This is a genomic window from Thermobaculum sp. T2p (assembly GCF_059335935.1).
This window is the reverse complement of record NZ_JANZYQ010000026.1, coordinates 1-17,151: the sequence shown is the minus strand read 5'-3', so window position 1 is coordinate 17,151 and position 17,151 is coordinate 1. Positions and strand designations below refer to the sequence as shown.

Sequence of the window (17,151 nt, the reverse complement as noted above, 5' to 3'; positions counted from 1 at the left end):
TAAAATTGCAAAGCCTTGGGGGGTAAATGGCCGAAAACTTGAGGTTCCTAATAGACCTGGATGGTGTAATTTACAGAGGTAATACCTTGCTTCCAGGCTCAAAGGAATTCTTAGAGAATATTGGTTCTGCAGGATACTCTTATGCTTTGGTTACCAATAACTCTACTAAAACTCCTAAACAGGTAGCTGATAAACTACGTGGGTTAGGTATATGTGTAGATGAGAATAGGATAGTTACCTCTGCAGTTGCCACTGCTAAATGGCTTCGTAAGCAAGCCCCTTCTGGTGCGCGAGTGATGGTTGTGGGGGCAGCAGGGCTCTTTGAAGCTATCTTTACTCCTGAAAACCGCTTCGTGCCAGATTGGGATAATCCTGAATGGGTAGTGGCCGGCACGGATTTTGACATAACGTATAACAAGTTGAAGATGGCCTGTTTGGCGATTCAGAAGGGCGCAAATTTTGTGGCTACGAATTTGGATACTACTTATCCATCAGAAGAAGGGCTTATTCCTGGTGCCGGGGCACTACTCAGCGTAATAACAGCTGTGACGGGTAGGAAACCAATAGTCATTGGAAAACCAGAGCCCAACCTTTATAGGATAGCTTTGGATTTTCTTCCCCCTGATGGGGAGGTAATCGTCATAGGTGACCGTCTTGATACGGATATAGAGGCAGGTAAAAGACTGGGATTTACTACTGTCTTAGTGCTCACGGGCGTGTCGACACAAAAAGACATAACAATATCTACTTGTAAACCTGACTATGTCTTCAACACACTATATGATCTGTTGCAATCTCTGCTAGAGGGAAGCTTCCCTGCTAACTAGTGGTGACTGGAATTCTGGAGCTCTCTATAAGCTTTGGCTTCCTGCACTATCTGGTCCGTCAGATGGGGAGGTACCTCCTCATAATGCGAAAATTCCATCGTGAAGGTCCCTCTCCCCTGTGTTATCGATCTCAACTGGCTACTATATTTCTGCATCTCAGCTAGTGGTGCCTGAGCTCTAATTATGGTAAAACCAGCACCTGAGGGATCCATCCCCTCCACCCTGGCACGGCGGCTGTTGAGGTCGCTCATTACGTCTCCTACGAATTGGTCCGGTACGTATATGGATACCTCCATGATAGGTTCCAGTAAGACTGGCTTGGCCTCGCTCATTCCCTTCTTGAAAGCCTGCGATGCTGCCAGCTTGAAGGCCATTTCCGAAGAATCCACCGAGTGATAGCTACCATCGGTTAAGGTAACCTTCACGTTAACCACAGGATAACCAGCTATGATTCCTTCCTGCATGGCCTCTTGTACACCCTTTTCCACCGCTGGGAAGTACTGTTTGGGGACAGCTCCACCTACTACCGTGGATTGAAACTCAAATTCTGAGTTTGGGTTGGGTTCAATCTGGAGTATAACGTGACCGTATTGTCCATGACCTCCGGTCTGCTTCTTATGCTTGTATTCAGCTCTAGCTGGAGCTGTGATAGTCTCCCTGTAAGGTACCCTTGGTATACCTATCTCGACTTCTACGCCGAATTTACGCTTCATTCTTTCTGCCATCAGCTCTATATGAGATTCTCCCATACCGCTTACTAAAGTCTCCCCTGTTTGGGGATCTCTGCTAACATGAAGGGTGGGATCTTCCTCAAGCATTCTCTGTAGCGCGCTGCCCATCTTATCGAGGTCAGCCTTTGTCTTAGGTCTGATAGAAGCAGTATAAATGGGGTGTGGAAATTCTATCTTGGGAAGCTGTATCGGCTTGGACTGGCTAGTTAGTGTATCACCAGTTAGGGTCTCTGCTAACTTTGCAACTGCCCCTATATCTCCAGCTTCTACTCTATCTGTAGGCTTTTGTTCCTTACCTCTCACGAAGAACAGCTGCCCTATACGCTCTTCTTTACCTGTTCTTGGGTTAAATACGTGCGTATCGCTCCTAATAGTACCGCTGTAGACCCTGAAGTAGCTAAGTTTACCTACAAATGGATCAGCTATGGTCTTGAAGACAAGTGCTGCTAGGTCTCCTGAAGATTGTGGTTGTAGGTTTACCTCCTTACCATCCTGTAATGCCTTGCAAGGTTGCATATCTGGAGATGGCAAGAAGTCGACGACGAAGTCAAGTATCTGACTAGCTCCGATTACGTGAAGGGCCGATACTGGAACTATTGGAAATATTGAACATGATAATATTCCAGCTCTCAAACCATTCGTAATCTCGTCTGCTGACAGCGATTCTCCTTCAAGGTACTTCATTGTAAGGTCATCGCTGGTTTCAGCTATCCTTTCTATTAGGTCATCTCTATACCTTTCGAAACTCTCCCTTATTTCTGGCGGTACGTCTACCTCTTGGAACTCAGCAGTATCGATCTTATAAATATATGCTTTCTCTGTAAGAATACTAGCTATGCCTTTGAACTCCTGCTCTCTGCCTATGGGCACGAATAGGGGGGTAGCAGCTGATCCCCATTGGCTTCTAGTCTGCTCGACTACTTGATCGAAGTCGCTGTTCTCGCGGTCCATTTTGTTGACTACAATGACTCTTGGCAGTCCTAGGGAGGACGCTGCGGACCACATAAGATCACTTCCCACCTCTATGCCAGTGTGTGCATCCACTAGTATCAACGCTGTATCAGCGACTCTTAGACCACATTGCATGTCACCTATGAATTCCGAATAACCAGGTGTATCTATTAGGTTTATCTTATGATCCCTGTATTCTATCGGTACTAGCGATAAGCTAATCGAAGAATGCCTCTTGATCTCATCTGGGTCGTAGTCGCTTATAGTATTACCTTCAAGAACTCTTCCGAGCCTCTTGGAATTGCCACTGGCAAATAGCAGAGCTTCTGCAAGAGAGGTTTTCCCCGTGCCTCCATGTGAGAATAGCCCTATGTTTCTGATTCTGCTTGTAGGATAAGCTCTCACACTCTCCTCCTTCCTGCTCTACATCCTTTTGTTGATGAGGATTATATAACGACTTTGAATATAGGTCGAATAATGGAGTTTCTAATATAATTTGAACTGATTCCCAAATTTAGTAAAGTATTAGGGTTATCGAGCGTGAAAGTTATAGTTGCCAGAAATGGTCTCCCGTTATGTGTTGATTGCCGCGTGGCAGATAATTTCTTCTCGCGCTTTATAGGGTTGATGGGAAAGAAGAGTTTGTCCGAGGGAATGGGATTGATGATTATGCCATGCAATAGCATTCACTGTTTCTTCATGCGATTTCCGATAGATGCCATGTTTCTGGATGAGAATAATCGTGTGCTGCGAATGTATAGCGAGCTCAAACCTTGGCGTGTGACCGGTATAGTCAGGAATGCCAGGAAGGTAATTGAACTGCCTGCAGGTACTCTGGTGCGCAGCGATGTTAGGGTAGGGGATGTAATTGTTTTCCAGGATTGATGATTACTTAGAGAAGTTATGGGATATTCTTTATCCTAAGCGCTGCGTACGTTGTGCATCATCTGGCGGTTGGGTTTGTGCCAGTTGCCTGGGTAGCTGTATACGTGTGGATTCATTGACGATTGGGACTGTTCCTCACCTGACTGTAACCTATGCCGTCTACGCATACACCGATACCATTCGAGAGCTGGTGCATGAATTTAAGTATAGAGGGGTGTTCTCCATAGGTAAGTGGATGGCGCAGCAGATAGCTCCGCTTGTTTCCCAAGATATCTATAGTGCTATCGTACCAGTACCGATGCATCCTAAGAGAAGGCGCTATAGAGGATACAACCAATCCGAGGTTATAGGTAGATACCTATCTAGCTTTACGGGCATACCTATGAAAAGTGTGCTTAGTAGGGCTAGGGTTACTAACCCCCAATATATGCTCAATGGAGAAGAGCGTTGGCGCAACGTTCGAGATGCATTTGTAGCTAATGTGAGCCTGTCCGGAGATTTAGTGTTACTAGTTGATGATGTGCTAACTACTGGAGCGACGTTGAGTGAGTGTGCTAAAGTCTTACTAAGAGCTGGAGCTAGGGATGTTCATGGAGTAGTGTTCGCCTGTGCCTTACTTGAAAGCTCCAGCGCGGACATAACCTGCTAACTCTGCATCAAGCACCCATATACTAGCGCCTCCCCTTTGGATTTTAACACTTTGAGGCACATACCACTCGCTAACCTGTACTCCTAGGTTAGGCTCTTTTATCTCAGTTCTTTCGCTAGCATGATCTGCTATGATTTTGATTACCTTATCCACGGCTTCTGAGCTGCAGAGCGTTAGAATAGTAGCATTTCCCCTTCTCAAGAAACCACCTGAACTACTTATGAGGAGTGATGCGTACCCATCCCTATGAAGTGCATTGAGCACATTTTCACCATCATCCTTTTGGACTACTGTGATTACGAGCTTTTGATTTTTAGGATTATTTGCTGTCACTTGAGGTATCTCCTACTTCTCCCACGGGATTTGCCAGACGGATGTATCTGCGTACGCTATCCCTATTTCTAGGGTCATCAGCCAATCCCAGTATCGCTAGCAGCTCTTCCTCAGCCTTGCCGCTCTTTGCCTGCTCGATTCCAAACGTGTCTCTAAGCAGCTGGGGTGTTACCTGCTTATCTATCTCAGCGATCTTTGCAATCCTATGCAGTATAGCGTTCACTGATTGAGGTATTATAGGGAATAGAGTGTCACTTTCAATAGTATCTCTATATTGAATATAGGTTTGAGAGAACTCTTTATCGGCTTTTAGTGCCCTGTCTTTGTGTCTCCAACGGGGATCGCCATAGTTGATATATATAATCGGTTCTGATGGGTCGGACACATCCACATGTTGCTTCTTGAGTGCTAATAACTCGGTCCTGGTCAGTCCTAGTTTCAGCATCAGATACACCATTAGAAAGTACTTGTCACCTAATTTTCTAGCAGTAGCCAAAAGGCGTTTTTGCTCTTTGGGAAAGAGTGGGACCGGGGTTTTCAGATTAACCCTCTCAGGATAAAAAGGTGTTGTTGGATCGTCTATCTGTAGTCTGAGGTCATGTATGAGATACGCGTAGAATTCCCTAAGAGATGTTAGTCTTCTTTTTCTAGTGCTCTTTTTATGTGCTGAGTTTAGATAGATACCTATATCCCTTTCGTCTATCTGTCTAAGCGTCTTGTTACCTATGATGTCTATTAGGACTGCCAGATCATTTGTATATGCATACACTGTGTTTTTGGGATGTCCACTAGACTCAAGATGTACCCTGAACCAGAACCGAGCGGTTTGAAGGTCACTTTCTGGAGTTATAGATCTCTTATCTAGTTTATTCTTGCGTTGTCTGCTTCCCAACGCAGGGCTTTCGACATCAAATAGGGACAGCTGTATGGGCAACGATTCTTGCTGTCCTTGGTTGCTCATACTTCTATCCTACTAACTCAGTCGCTATGATACAGGCACTTCAACGGTTTCATCCTCTAGCTGCGCCTCGTTTCGCCTGAGCTCTATTTCCCAGGATAATATGAGACCTGCCAAAGCAAGTAGAGCAGCAACGGTTATTCCACCTATAACAGCTAGGATGTTAACTATCAGCCTCATTCTCAACCCTCCATTGATATTTTCTGAGCGTATTATACTCATAAGGACATTAGAGATACAGCATGCTATTGGAGTTTCCAGGTTTACTATATAAGTATAGTTTTTCTAGGGTTGACAAGAACTCGAATGCTGACTTATACTACTAATGTCGACGCGGGATGGAGCAGCGGCAGCTCGTCGGGCTCATAACCCGAAGGTCGTGGGTTCGAATCCCACTCCCGCAACCAGTGGGGCCGAAAGGCCCCACCTTTTTGTCTAGGTGAGAGGCGAGGTAGCTCAGCGGTAGAGCAGGGGACTCATAAGCCCTTGGTCGTGAGTTCGAATCTCACCCTCGCCACCAACTCTTGATATATATCTCTATCCGGTATTCTACTTGTGACTGATCTTAATTCCTCCACTCCAGACTCTTTCCTGCATAACTTCCTATTAGCTAGCAAGGAACAATTGGAATACATTAGAGGACATAATTTGGTCCTCGGTTTAAGCGGTGGGGCTGATTCGATAGCCCTGTTCCATGTTCTTTATGAGCTTCGAAGTATCTTAGAGATAAATATCTCAGTAGCACACTTTGATCATAGGCTCAGGCCCGAGAGCTCAGACCAGGCAAATCAGCTAGCAGAGTACATAGAACAATTTGACGTAGATTTCTATCTAGGTAGTGCCGATGTGGCTGGAGCTGCATTGCAGGCTAAGGCTTCTATAGAGGATACAGCCCGTAAGTACAGGTACGACTTCTTGGCGGCTTGCGCCAGGAAGGAGAATGCCCTGGTTTGTGTTGCTCATAACCAACAGGATCAAGCCGAGACTTTTTTGCTCAATCTAGCTAGGGGGACTGGACTAGATGGACTTTGCGGTATGTTACCGATAGATAGGGTACCTGGTAACCCTGATGTAGAACTTGTCAGACCTTTCTTGGATATTGCTTATGAGGACATTAGAAGCTACTGTAGGTTAAAGTCCCTTCCAGTTATAGAAGACCCCAGCAACTTATCATTAGATTTCACAAGAAATAAGATTAGACACATTGTTTTGCCGGCCTTGAAGCAGGTAAATCAGGAGGTGGTGAAGCATATAGCTCTTACGACCAGTATCCTTCAGCAGGAGAAGCACCTTCTTGATAACCTTGCCATGGATTTTCTAGCTCAACATTCTGTTATTAGACATAACTTTATTTCTATTGAGCTTATGGCATTTATGAACAGTCCTAAGTCTTTGTTCATTCGCGCTCTCAAAAGGGCGTTATCTCAAGCCTTTGGATCCGACGAAGGTTTTGGTTCAAGGCATCTAGAAGCCATTTATCTCTTGGCCAGGGGCAAATCCGGGAATAGTATCAACTTGCCAGGGGGTATAAAGGCAATTAAGGTCCCGAAGGCTTTGATAATTTGGTCAGGAACATTGTCCATAGATGCAGTTTACTCACTTCCCTTGATGGCGGACGATTACAGACTATCTCCAAACTGGGGTTGGGAGGTAACCCCATCCACGGCACTGGTTCAACCACATGCCTGGCCTGGAAATAACCTTCACGAGCATGTTGTTTGTGATGTTAACAAGATAAGGTTAAGGCCAGCCAGAAGAAGTGATAAGTTTATTCCCCTTGGCATGAAATTTGAAAAAACTGTGGATGAGTTCCTACTTGATCGCAAAGTGCCTTATTTTATTAGGGAGCATGTACCTGTTATCGAGCAGGATGGAGAGATCATATGGTTGGTAGGCTGGAGGATAGATGATCGACATAAGATCTTGTATAATTATGAACCCTACGTTTGCATTAGATTTTACAGAAAGGGCAATTAGATGTAACACTTTTAGCAAGAGTAAATTCCCTAGTCTTTTTGTTCTGTAAAGTAAATTGACTGGTCTCTCACGCATCGCTATAATCGCTTGAGGGACCGGCTTCTAAGCCATAGAACCCTTAGAAATAAATATTGGAAGGAATATGAATATTGCCGGAGGCCCCTATGAACGATAGAAAGCTTTGGCGCAACAGCCTAGTATGGCTGGTTGCGGCAGTAGTTCTTCTCACTGTGTGGATGACTCTATTCTCGAATCGTCAATCCCGTATCCCTGAAGTACCAATTACTGAAGTTATTCAGGATGCTAAGGCAGGTAAGATAGAGTCTATCCAAGGCCAAGTGGATAGTAGCGACATTGTCGTCAGATACAATGATGGCGAGATAAAGAGATCTCGTACCCAGATACCCATTCAGGAGGCTTTGGATAGGAGCGGTGTTGACGAATCTAATATCAAGATAGATATTAAACCTGCTTCTTCTTGGAGCAACTGGTTAGGTGTACTTAGTTTTATATTGCCAACCCTTTTCCTTATCGGAGTCTTCCTATTCTTTATGAGGCAGGCTCAGGGAACAAATAATCAGGCGCTCTCGTTTGGTAAGAGCCGTGCAAGGCTTTTCAATGGTAATAAGCCCACAGTGAAATTTGATGATGTAGCTGGGGTACAAGAAGCTAAGGAAGAGCTAGCTGAGATCGTAGAGTTCCTCAAGTATCCAGAAAAGTTTGCGGCCCTCGGTGCAAGGATCCCGAGAGGAGTGCTTTTGGTGGGTCCGCCTGGTACTGGGAAGACCCTACTAAGTCGGGCTGTTGCTGGAGAAGCTGGAGTGCCTTTCTTCAGTATATCAGGCTCGGAATTCGTGGAGATGTTTGTTGGTGTTGGTGCCTCAAGAGTGAGAGACCTTTTCGATCAAGCAAAGAGGAATGCTCCATGTATCGTGTTCATCGATGAGATTGATGCTGTAGGTCGCCAGAGAGGAGCTGGCCTAGGTGGTAGTCATGATGAGCGTGAGCAGACTCTCAACCAGATATTGGTTGAGATGGATGGCTTCGATACCAACACTAATGTCATAGTTATAGCCGCAACTAACCGTCCGGATGTGCTTGATCCAGCTCTCCTTAGGCCTGGTAGATTTGATCGTCAGGTCGTGCTTGACCGTCCCGATATAAGGGGTAGGGAGGCTATACTAAGGGTTCACACTAGAGGCAAGCCAATAGATAAGGACGTATCTTTGCATGCTTTGGCTAAACAAACTACGGGCTTCTCTGGTGCCGATCTCGAGAACACCGTAAATGAAGCAGCAATTCTAGCTGCTAGGAGAAATCACAAGGTCATAACACGGCAAGATTTTGAAGATGCCATAGATAGAGTAGTTGCGGGACCTGAACGCAAGAGTAGGATAATTACCGAGCGTGAAAAGTGGGTTACGGCCTACCACGAGGCGGGTCACGCTTTGGTAGCCCGTATGCTTCCCAATATGGATCCGGTGCACAAGATAACCATAGTAGCGCGTGGTATGGCGGGAGGCTATACTAGAGTGCTACCCACCGAAGACCGACATCTTATGACTAAGAGCCAATTCGAGGATACCCTCGCCTTTGCGATGGGAGGTAGAGTAGCTGAGGAACTGATATTCCACGAGATCAGCACAGGTGCTGAGAATGATATTCAGCAGGCTACTAATATAGCTCGCAAGATGGTTACTGAGTATGGAATGAGTGAGAAGTTGGGTCCAGTAGCCTTGGGACATAAGGAAGAGCTTATCTTCCTTGGCAGAGAGATAAGCGAGCAACGTAACTATAGCGATGAGATAGCACTGCAGATAGACCAGGAAATACGTAAGCTTATTGATGACGCCTATCAGAGAGCTAAGCAGATACTAACCGAGAACATGGATAAACTCATTGCGCTTGCTTCCTTGCTCGTGGAGAAGGAGACGCTGGATAACGAAGATATGGAGTCTCTGTTCGATACTCCAAGACCCCAGCCTAAGGTAGTGCCGATACCCCAGCTGGGCGGTAAGACTAAGGAAGTTAAGCCTCAGGAAGATGATAAGTTGAAAGGGTTGCCAGACTTATCTGGTGGCTTAGCTCCTGCATAGTAAGACAAGCTTTTTAGAGAGTGGGAGAGGTAATCATTTTCCTTCTCCCACTCTTGTGTTATCTTTGCTTTGTTGATATAAGGAGGACAATATTTGCTACACGGTTTTGAGCAGTGGATAATCGAACTATTAAGGGCTCTAATGCAGTCATTGGGTTGGCTGGGTGTTGTAGTCGCTATGGCTATAGAAAGTGCTAATGTGCCTCTCCCCTCTGAGGTAATAATGCCTCTAGCTGGGTGGATGCTGATAAAGGAGCAAAACCTTCCTCTATATTTTGTATTCATTGCTGGTTTTTGGGGAGCTGTCGGAAATACCGTAGGGTCACTAACGAACTACGCTTTAGGTATATGGGGAGGTAGGCCTTTTGTCGAGAGATATGGAAAATGGCTGCTTATAAGTAAAAGAGACCTTCACAGGGCTGAGAGTTGGTTTGATCGTTGGGGGGATAAAATCGCTTTCTTTAGTAGACTCCTACCGGTAGTTCGCACTTTCGTGAGCTTTCCGGCCGGTGTTGTGAGGATGCATCCAATCAGGTTTACTGTTTATACCTTTATGGGTTCATTCATATGGTGCACCTTTTTGGCTTGGTTAGGTTATATAACCGGTGAAAATTGGGAAGTTATAAGGGCTTATATGCGACCTTTCGACATTCCTATCCTTATAGCTCTGTTTGTGCTTTTGCTGCTTTATATAAAGCATAAGTGGTCAGAATTCAGAGAGTTTGATTTTAACAATTCTAGTTATACACCAGAAGGCGAGTAGAGGAGCCTGCAATGGCTAAGAAGAGGCGTTTACCTTTGGCCAGAATGTTATTGTCTTATAGACTTTTTAGATCTCAATCTAAGCGTGTTGGTGGCTTCGATATTCTTACGCTTCTTATAGCCCTCTGGGTAGCATATAGAACCTATAAGATGGAAAAGGAAGCTAGGGAAAGAGAGGAAAATACTAGAACTATTGCGGAGGTAATGGGTGGCTGAGGATTGCATCTTTTGTAAGATTGCAAATAAAGAGATATCAGCTGATGAGGTCTGGCGTGACCAAGATGTGGTTGCTTTCAGGGATATAAATCCCATGGCTCCTGTACATGTATTGGTTATTCCTGTATCTCATGTTACCTCTCTTGACCAACTGCAGGATCAATCACTAGCAGGCAAGCTTATCTTGACGGCATCAGAGCTGGCTCGAAAGCTAGATATCAATGATTCTGGTTATCGTGTTGTAATCAATACTGGACCAGAGGCGGGGCAAAGCGTCAATCACTTGCATCTGCATGTGCTTGGTGGACGCAGTATGAGTTGGCCTCCTGGCTGATATTGTTGGAGCTATTGACATATCCTCTCTCAGCTGTTTATAATCACGCGTCCAACACGTTGGCCTGTAACGGCCGCGCGACTCCAGGACAGAAGGGGGGTGAAATGCGCGCATGGCCGAAGTTGTAGTAGGTGAGAACGAGAGCTTCGAGAGTGCTCTGCGTCGCTTCAACAAAAAAGTGCAGCAGGCAGGTATATTGTCTGAGGCGCGCAGACGAGAGCATTATGAGAAGCCAAGCGTGCGTCGGAAGCGCAAAGAAGCAGCTCGCAGACGCAAGATAGAAGCCAAGCTAAAGCAGCAGCAAAGTAGATAATTGGGAGGACGAGTGGTAGTTGAGTATCACCGAGAGGCTTAACAACGATCTTAAGGAAGCTTTGCGCTCAGGCGATGACAATCGCAAGAGTGTAATAAGGCTGCTGCTGGCTGCATTGAAGAACCAACAGATAGAAAACAGAGCTCCTCTGGATTACCAGCAGGAGCTCTCTGTCTTACAGCGAGAAGCTAAACGTAGAAAAGAGTCTATAGAGGAGTATGAGAGGTTAGGCCGATCCGATGTGGCGGAGAAAGAAAGGCGGGAGCTTGAGATCATACAGTCATATCTGCCTGCAGAGATGAGCGAAGAGGAGATAAGGCAGATCGTAGCTCAGGCTATCTCGACTACTGGTGCTCAATCTCCTAAGGATCTGGGTAAGGTAATGTCGATAGTTATGCCACAGGTTAGGGGTAGGGCAGACGGGAAGGTCGTAAGTAATTTGGCTAAAGAAATGCTTGAAAATTCTTGATTTTAAAAGTGTCTAGTAGTAACCATAAATACTCTATTGATATCGCTGTAAGCTCCGATCAATTATCTCACTTTATCCCATATGTGAAAAGAGCGATATGTGTTGCTCTGAGGGAAGAAGAAGTTCCTGAGGGCTATTCTGTATCTGTTTTGTTGACTGATGATGATCAGATCGCAAAGCTCCATCTCGAGCATATGGGAATCGAGGGGCCTACTGACGTGATGTCCTGGCCGTCATCCGATTTTGATAGAGAGAACTTTCATTTTCTGGGTGATATAGTGGTCTCTTGTGAGACTGCGGAGGCACAAGCCAAGGATCAAGGACATCCTGTTGAGACTGAAGTAAGTGTGTTAGCGGTACATGGATTGCTTCACCTCTTAGGGTGGGATGATCAAACTCCACAAGAGAGAGAAGAGATGCAGAATCGTGTGGATTATATAGTATCTAAGGCTCTATCCACATTCACAAGCTCTGATAATCTGTCATCTTCTACATGACAGATAACTACGTACTAGGTGTAGTGCGCTCACAGTAGACCTTTCAGCTAGCGCATCAATAGAGCTAGCATATACCTCGCTCTTAGCCAATTCATTGTTGTTGCTTAGGTCTATCAATCTTACCAAGCATTTCAAGCTACCGCTCTGTTCGATAGCTTTACTAGTCTCAAGAAGTAGGTCGGCTGGTATTTGTTGTTCGCTACCTACTACACCTCCAGCAAATATAGAGATTGTCCCTTGGGTTAGAATACTTCTTGATAACAGCCCCATACTGGCCCACTCATGAGTAGACAATGTCTTCTTGGCGTCGGAAAGCAGCTTACGTACTAATTGTGACAAATCAACATCGTCTTCTGCCCAAATATATCCTTGAAGGATAATCCTGATCTTAGAAACTACATCCTCAGCTAGTTTCTCTGCCTCTTCTTGTGTATCTCCAATCGATCTGACAACAACATGAACACCATCGGCCCTTGCATAAGTCCCTAGAAGTGGGTTACTAGAACTAAATAATGTTCCCAGCATGTCCGCTACTGTGGACTCTCCAAGCCCGAAAGTCTTTATGGTCCTTGTAACTATATGTCGTCGAGATATGTTTCTTAGCCTAGGCTCTACTTCATGCTCCCATAGGGCATACATCTCCCTAGGCACCCCGGGTAGCAGCACGATGACCTTATTATCCTTCTCTACCCACCATCCAGGCGCAGTTCCCCATTTGTTGTCGAGTGGACTTGCACTAGGTATGAGAGTGGCCTGTTTGATATTCATAGAGGGCATGTTTGAACCCCGACTTCTGAAGAAATCTCGCAGCTTTGACTCTAGATTTGGATCAATACTAAGTTCTTCCCCCAATAGTTGAGCCACAGCTTCCCTAGTCAGATCATCGGGAGTAGGACCTATTCCACCAGTACAGATAATAATGTCTGATCTGGAACAAGCCTGTGAGAGTGCGTCGACGATATCAGCTAGATTATCTCCAACTTGAGTGACCCTCTTAAGTTCTATGCCTAAGTTTACTAGTTTCCTTGCTATGTATGCTGCATTGGTATCTACTATTTCTCCTGCTAGAATCTCAGCACCTATAGATAATATGTCAGCCTTCATACTTTTGCCTTTCACTCCAACGGTCTCTGGTTAATTCCATATCGTAGTGCTTCACCGATATACCGCTACCTGTCCGTCGAAAGTATCCTCTAATATTCTCGTATTTATCTTCGGAAAAAACCTCGGAGAAGTATGGTGGTGGATACGAGCTCCAATGTTCACCAGTATATATAAAACCCACTTTTTCATAAACTCGCTGAGCTCTTCTATTGAAGGCAGCAACATCCAATCTAAGTACTTTGTATCCTAATACCTCAAAATAGTATCTGGCGAAGGTTTGCAATGCATCAGTTCCATAACCTTTGTCTAGCTTGTCACTACGAAGGTCTATCCCTAGTACTGCTGATTTCTTACTCCTATCTACCTGCCTTAGAAATAGTCTTCCAATGAGTTTGCCATCTTCGTCTACAATAGCAAAAAGCATCATATCAGACCTTGAGGCACGTTCTATGTACCAAATATCCCTCTCGAGAGGACTCAATCGAGGAGGATTATAATCTTGGAATAGAGGATCGGCATGAGGAGGCCAGTTAACCCATTCATCAACATCAGCGCGGGTGAACTCACGAAGATATATTTTCTGGCCTCTAGCAATAAATGTTTCTGTATCCAAAGTTGTAATAGCCTTCTATTGTGTATTTACCATTAGGCAACCCGACTTTAATATAGCAAGAAATATCCCAATTATTCCTTGACGTATACAGATCGACATTGTATATTAGTGTGTGGCAAGGGCCGCTAGCTCAATTGGTAGAGCAGCTGACTCTTAATCAGCGGGTTGTAGGTTCGAGTCCTACGCGGCTCACCAATGAAACTCTTATTTTCTAAGGGTTACAAGCACAGCTCCTGTATGAAAATCCTCTGCTGAGACTGTGGAATCTGCTTTGTCCCAAACTTTTGTTAGCTATCTTCCCCTGACAGCAGCTTACTGAGTCGTTCGGCTGCCGTCTTCTGCATCGTGGGCTGCATTTGGGAGTAGGTTTGCGACGTCAGCAAGATGCCAGTGTGTCCCAGCCGCTCTTGGATCGTCTTGACGGGCACCGTCAGCTAAAAGCATCAAGCTGGCTGATACTTAATACAGATCATGAAAGGGAACACCCGACAGTCCCGCATTCTGGAGCACTAACTCGAAGTCTCGATGCACGTTCCGTGGGTCCAGGGACGTGCCCAGAGTAGTGCAGAAGATCAAGTCCAGATCGGCTAGTAGACGAGAGCTTTTGGCAAAAATCTTGGGAGCTCTCATCTTTTTTATATATAAACTCATCTCATAATGTGCCCCTTACCTCTTTTTGCTGTGTGCTATAATCTTGCAATCAGAGCCAGAATGGTACTTCGTGCACCCTATTTTTGCGGGTTAAGCTATGCAGCATGATGACTATCCTAAGCCCTCACTCACAGTAGACTTGGTAATGTTTCTTTGGGATGGTAATAAGCTATACATACCGCTTGTACAGAGACTAAACGACCCTTTCAAAGGGTATTGGGCGCTTCCGGGTGGATTCATGGAAATAGATGAGACATTACGAAATGCTGCGGCTCGTGAAGCACAGGAGGAGATAGGAGTTGTGCCTCGAGATCTTATAGAAGGGCCAGCCTTTGATGATCCTAATAGGGATCCCCGAGGAAGAGTAATAAGTATTCCATTTGCCTGTTTGTCGTTATTAGAAGAGGTTAGATTACAGGCTGGATCAGATGCTTCCAAGGTACAAATATTTGAGTTGCAATCTATTCCTGATGAGTTAGCATTTGATCACAGGGAGATTATCTCTACAATGTGTATTTATTCAATAGACGCTATTAGAAAGGGATTAATAAATCCTGAATGGCTTTCCAGCGAGGACAAAAACAAGATTATGTCACAGCTTCAGGAATGTGGAGGCAAGTCTCATGATGGAAAATAGTAGGACTAGTTCACCTGTTAATGAGCGTTCAGCATTTCTAAGATGGCTGGATGAATGGGTTAGCTCTCTGCCTAAGCAGGAGATAGCTGATGTCCAGAATGTAGCGATAATGGTTGTAGATATGGTCAATGGTTTCTGCAAGACCGGTAACCTTGCTAGTGATAGAATAGGAGCTCTTATAGAGCCTATAAAGCAATCTTTATCTGATGCCTATAGCGCCGGCGTAAGGCGTTTTATAGTTGTCGAGGACACACACAAACAAGATGATAGGGAGTTTAGCGCTTTTCCGCCTCACTGTGTGAAGGGTTCTGGTGAGGAGGAGACAGTTGAAGAGATCAAGAGCTTGCCTTTCTCTTCTGAGTTTATCTATGTTGATAAACCTACCCTGAGCCCAGCTATAGGTACTGGTATAGACGCCCAAATTACCAACTTTATCAATGAAGGCATCAGCACCTTTGTAATTATGGGTGATTGTACTGATCTATGTGTCTACCAGTCGTCTGTTTTCTTGCGACTTTTTGCTAATTATCTACATGAGAGGCAAGTGGATGTTATAGTGCCGGCCAACTTGGTAGATACATATGACATAAGGGTCGAGGATGCAATGAAGGTAGGTGCCTTGCCTCATCCTGGCGATCTTATGCACCAACTATTCCTTTATCATATAGCTCTAGTTGGCTGTAAAGTCGTATCGACAGTTACTTGGGGGAAGTAGCTGTGAGTATATTTGATCGTAAGCGTTTACCTGTTTCGACGTTTAAGCTTGATGTCGAACGCATGCGTCAGGGTTGGTATAGTGATAAGTATTTCTTGAATATAGTAGGATTATTGACCGCTCTGGCAGAGGATGGTTATCCAGTAGAGTGGAGCTCTCCTACTTCTATTGGGGCCACTAAGGGGCTTGGAGCCAATGAGATCGGCAACATAGAAGTCGAGATGCAGATATTCCATCGTAGGAAGCCTTATGCTGTCGTCGTGGGAGTAGATAAGGCGCTAGCTATATTAAAAGAGTGTACTGGGTACTATGATAAAAATGGTTGTTTTGTGAACACATTCGATAGATTGGAAGTAGAGGCCGTGCATGATGGCGAAATGGTGCCATATGAAGGAGATCCTTCCAATGTTGTGCCCGTAATGCGTATTAGAGGTAGATACAGGGATTTCGCTCTTTTGGAGACGCCTATAGTAGGTGTCCTTACTAGGGGATCTAGGGTCGCAACTAATGTCTATGAGACACTCAAGGCAGCTAATGGTAAAACAGTGCTCTTTTTCCCTGCGAGGTTCGATGCTCACGAAGTCCAAGCCGCTGATGGTTACGCGTACAGCATAGCTGTGCAGTTATTCAATCATAAGTATGCTAAAGACGCTGGTATTAGTGTGAGCACTGATGAACAAGGTAGCTGGTGGGGGGGGCTGGGAGGTGGTACTATAGCGCACGCCGCGATAGCTTCCTTTCTTGGGGACACTGCCGCAGCTATGATGGCGTTTGCTCGTACTCGCCCTGTAGACATACCAAGGGTAGCTCTCGTGGACTTTCACAATGACTGTGTTTCCGATACTTTGCAGGTTATGAGAGCTATGTTTATGGAATTCAAGAGATGTGTCGACGAGGGTAATTACGAAGAGGCCGAGAAGTTTAGACTATATGGTGTCAGGCCTGACACATCTGGTTCGCTACGTGATAAAAGTGTAGAACCTCTAGGTGACCCTGAGCTTGACCTTGGAGTGGTTCCGAGATTGATATTCAACATGCGTAACGCCATGGATAACGCTTGGAAGGATTGGGACTTACCATCTGAGTGGGAAGAGAGAGCTAAGGAATGGTGCAGACAGGTCAAGATTGTTGCTAGTGGAGGTTTTACACCTGAGAGGATAAAGAGATTTGAGCAGCTCGGAGTGCCTGTAGACATATACGCGGTTGGTTCCTGGCTTTTTAACAACTCCAAGGACGATGGTACTAACACCGATTTCACAGCGGACGTCGTCAGGGTACGCGTAAATGGTGAGTGGATAGAGATGGCTAAGGCTGGCAGAAGACCTGGAGTCAATCCTGCCCTAGAGAGAGTTTCTCCTAACTACTAGCTACCAGAAGATTCAAGCAAAATAGTATAGCAGAGGGGTATATAGGGCAGGGAGCGCGGCGGCCTAC

Annotated in this window: 21 protein-coding genes and 3 tRNA genes; 17 read left to right on the top strand and 7 right to left on the bottom strand. The window is 45.3% G+C overall.

The window, feature by feature from the left end; all coding sequences use genetic code 11:
• The first annotated feature begins 26 nt into the window (after positions 1-26).
• A complete protein-coding gene (locus tag N2245_RS11990; RefSeq protein WP_494536970.1) occupies positions 27-827 on the top strand; it encodes an HAD-IIA family hydrolase in 801 nt (266 codons plus the stop codon).
• Here the strand turns inward: N2245_RS11990 and fusA are convergent.
• Positions 824-2,914 carry an elongation factor G gene (gene fusA / locus N2245_RS11985; RefSeq protein ID WP_494536969.1) on the bottom strand — a complete coding sequence of 697 codons (2,091 nt, stop codon included), beginning with the start codon at positions 2,912-2,914 and terminating at the stop codon, positions 824-826. The two genes, N2245_RS11990 and fusA, sit on opposite strands and share 4 nt — an antisense overlap.
• A 135-nt stretch (positions 2,915-3,049) precedes the next feature.
• On the opposite strand from fusA, the gene N2245_RS11980 reads away from it, so the two are divergent.
• On the top strand, positions 3,050-3,394 hold the full coding sequence (locus N2245_RS11980; RefSeq protein ID WP_494536968.1) for a DUF192 domain-containing protein: 345 nt from the start codon (positions 3,050-3,052) through the stop codon (positions 3,392-3,394).
• 106 nt (positions 3,395-3,500) lie between these two features.
• Positions 3,501-4,043, top strand: a complete 543-nt coding sequence (locus N2245_RS11975) for a ComF family protein (RefSeq protein ID WP_494536967.1) — start codon at positions 3,501-3,503, stop codon at positions 4,041-4,043.
• On the opposite strand, the gene N2245_RS11970 is transcribed toward N2245_RS11975, so the two are convergent.
• The 3 genes from N2245_RS11970 to N2245_RS11960 are packed head-to-tail and all read right to left on the bottom strand — an operon-like array spanning position 4,008 to position 5,514.
• Positions 4,008-4,376 (bottom strand): cyclic-di-AMP receptor, encoded by a 369-nt coding sequence (locus N2245_RS11970; protein ID WP_012874999.1) that lies wholly within the window; start codon positions 4,374-4,376, stop codon positions 4,008-4,010. The genes N2245_RS11975 and N2245_RS11970 overlap by 36 nt on opposite strands.
• Positions 4,363-5,337, bottom strand: a complete 975-nt coding sequence (locus N2245_RS11965; protein WP_494536966.1) for a tyrosine-type recombinase/integrase — start codon at positions 5,335-5,337, stop codon at positions 4,363-4,365. Before N2245_RS11965 ends, N2245_RS11970 begins: the two co-directional genes overlap by 14 nt.
• 24 nt (positions 5,338-5,361) lie before the next feature.
• A complete protein-coding gene (locus N2245_RS11960) occupies positions 5,362-5,514 on the bottom strand; it encodes a hypothetical protein (protein ID WP_012875001.1) in 153 nt (50 codons plus the stop codon).
• A 152-nt stretch (positions 5,515-5,666) separates the two neighbouring features.
• On the opposite strand from N2245_RS11960, the gene N2245_RS11955 reads away from it, so the two are divergent.
• The 10 genes from N2245_RS11955 to ybeY all read left to right on the top strand — a co-directional run bounded on the left by N2245_RS11955 (position 5,667) and on the right by ybeY (position 11,997).
• Positions 5,667-5,741, top strand: a tRNA-Met gene (locus N2245_RS11955).
• A gap of 38 nt (positions 5,742-5,779) precedes the next feature.
• Positions 5,780-5,854, top strand: a tRNA-Met gene (locus N2245_RS11950).
• Between the two features lie 35 nt (positions 5,855-5,889).
• Positions 5,890-7,311: a tRNA lysidine(34) synthetase TilS gene (gene tilS, locus N2245_RS11945; RefSeq protein ID WP_494536965.1), complete on the top strand. Its 1,422-nt coding sequence runs from the start codon at positions 5,890-5,892 to the stop codon at positions 7,309-7,311.
• A gap of 164 nt (positions 7,312-7,475) precedes the next feature.
• Positions 7,476-9,407, top strand: a complete 1,932-nt coding sequence (ftsH, locus tag N2245_RS11940; RefSeq protein ID WP_494536964.1) for an ATP-dependent zinc metalloprotease FtsH — start codon at positions 7,476-7,478, stop codon at positions 9,405-9,407.
• Between the two features lie 93 nt (positions 9,408-9,500).
• On the top strand, positions 9,501-10,169 hold the full coding sequence (locus N2245_RS11935) for a DedA family protein (RefSeq protein WP_494536963.1): 669 nt from the start codon (positions 9,501-9,503) through the stop codon (positions 10,167-10,169).
• 11 nt (positions 10,170-10,180) lie between these two features.
• A complete protein-coding gene (locus N2245_RS11930) occupies positions 10,181-10,384 on the top strand; it encodes a hypothetical protein (protein ID WP_494536962.1) in 204 nt (67 codons plus the stop codon).
• The gene (locus tag N2245_RS11925; RefSeq protein ID WP_494536961.1) at positions 10,377-10,718 is read left to right on the top strand and encodes a histidine triad nucleotide-binding protein; all 342 of its coding nucleotides are present in this window, start codon (positions 10,377-10,379) and stop codon (positions 10,716-10,718) included. Before N2245_RS11930 ends, N2245_RS11925 begins: the two co-directional genes overlap by 8 nt.
• A 112-nt stretch (positions 10,719-10,830) precedes the next feature.
• Positions 10,831-11,031, top strand: coding sequence for a 30S ribosomal protein S21 (gene rpsU, locus N2245_RS11920; RefSeq protein WP_012875007.1), 201 nt, complete (start codon positions 10,831-10,833; stop codon positions 11,029-11,031).
• Positions 11,032-11,050: 19 nt separating this feature from the next.
• Positions 11,051-11,500 carry a GatB/YqeY domain-containing protein gene (locus N2245_RS11915; RefSeq protein ID WP_494536960.1) on the top strand — a complete coding sequence of 150 codons (450 nt, stop codon included), beginning with the start codon at positions 11,051-11,053 and terminating at the stop codon, positions 11,498-11,500.
• An 8-nt stretch (positions 11,501-11,508) separates the two neighbouring features.
• Complete coding sequence (gene ybeY, locus N2245_RS11910; RefSeq protein ID WP_494536959.1) at positions 11,509-11,997, top strand: rRNA maturation RNase YbeY; 489 nt, start codon at positions 11,509-11,511, stop codon at positions 11,995-11,997.
• On the opposite strand, the gene N2245_RS11905 is transcribed toward ybeY, so the two are convergent.
• Positions 11,983-13,101: a competence/damage-inducible protein A gene (locus N2245_RS11905; protein ID WP_494536958.1), complete on the bottom strand. Its 1,119-nt coding sequence runs from the start codon at positions 13,099-13,101 to the stop codon at positions 11,983-11,985. The genes ybeY and N2245_RS11905 overlap by 15 nt on opposite strands.
• Positions 13,091-13,714, bottom strand: a complete 624-nt coding sequence (locus tag N2245_RS11900; RefSeq protein WP_494536957.1) for a GNAT family N-acetyltransferase — start codon at positions 13,712-13,714, stop codon at positions 13,091-13,093. The genes N2245_RS11905 and N2245_RS11900 overlap by 11 nt, the downstream gene beginning before the upstream one ends.
• A gap of 119 nt (positions 13,715-13,833) precedes the next feature.
• On the opposite strand from N2245_RS11900, the gene N2245_RS11895 reads away from it, so the two are divergent.
• Positions 13,834-13,909, top strand: a tRNA-Lys gene (locus N2245_RS11895).
• A gap of 264 nt (positions 13,910-14,173) precedes the next feature.
• On the opposite strand, the gene N2245_RS11890 is transcribed toward N2245_RS11895, so the two are convergent.
• Entirely contained in the window at positions 14,174-14,365 is a 192-nt protein-coding gene (locus tag N2245_RS11890) for a hypothetical protein (protein ID WP_494536956.1), read from the bottom strand.
• Positions 14,366-14,462: 97 nt separating this feature from the next.
• On the opposite strand from N2245_RS11890, the gene N2245_RS11885 reads away from it, so the two are divergent.
• The 3 genes from N2245_RS11885 to N2245_RS11875 are packed head-to-tail and all read left to right on the top strand — an operon-like array spanning position 14,463 to position 17,084.
• Complete coding sequence (locus N2245_RS11885; protein WP_494536955.1) at positions 14,463-15,002, top strand: NUDIX domain-containing protein; 540 nt, start codon at positions 14,463-14,465, stop codon at positions 15,000-15,002.
• Entirely contained in the window at positions 14,989-15,717 is a 729-nt protein-coding gene (locus N2245_RS11880) for a cysteine hydrolase family protein (protein WP_494536954.1), read from the top strand. The genes N2245_RS11885 and N2245_RS11880 overlap by 14 nt, the downstream gene beginning before the upstream one ends.
• A 2-nt stretch (positions 15,718-15,719) precedes the next feature.
• Positions 15,720-17,084: a nicotinate phosphoribosyltransferase gene (locus N2245_RS11875; protein ID WP_494536953.1), complete on the top strand. Its 1,365-nt coding sequence runs from the start codon at positions 15,720-15,722 to the stop codon at positions 17,082-17,084.
• Positions 17,085-17,151: the final 67 nt, after the last annotated feature.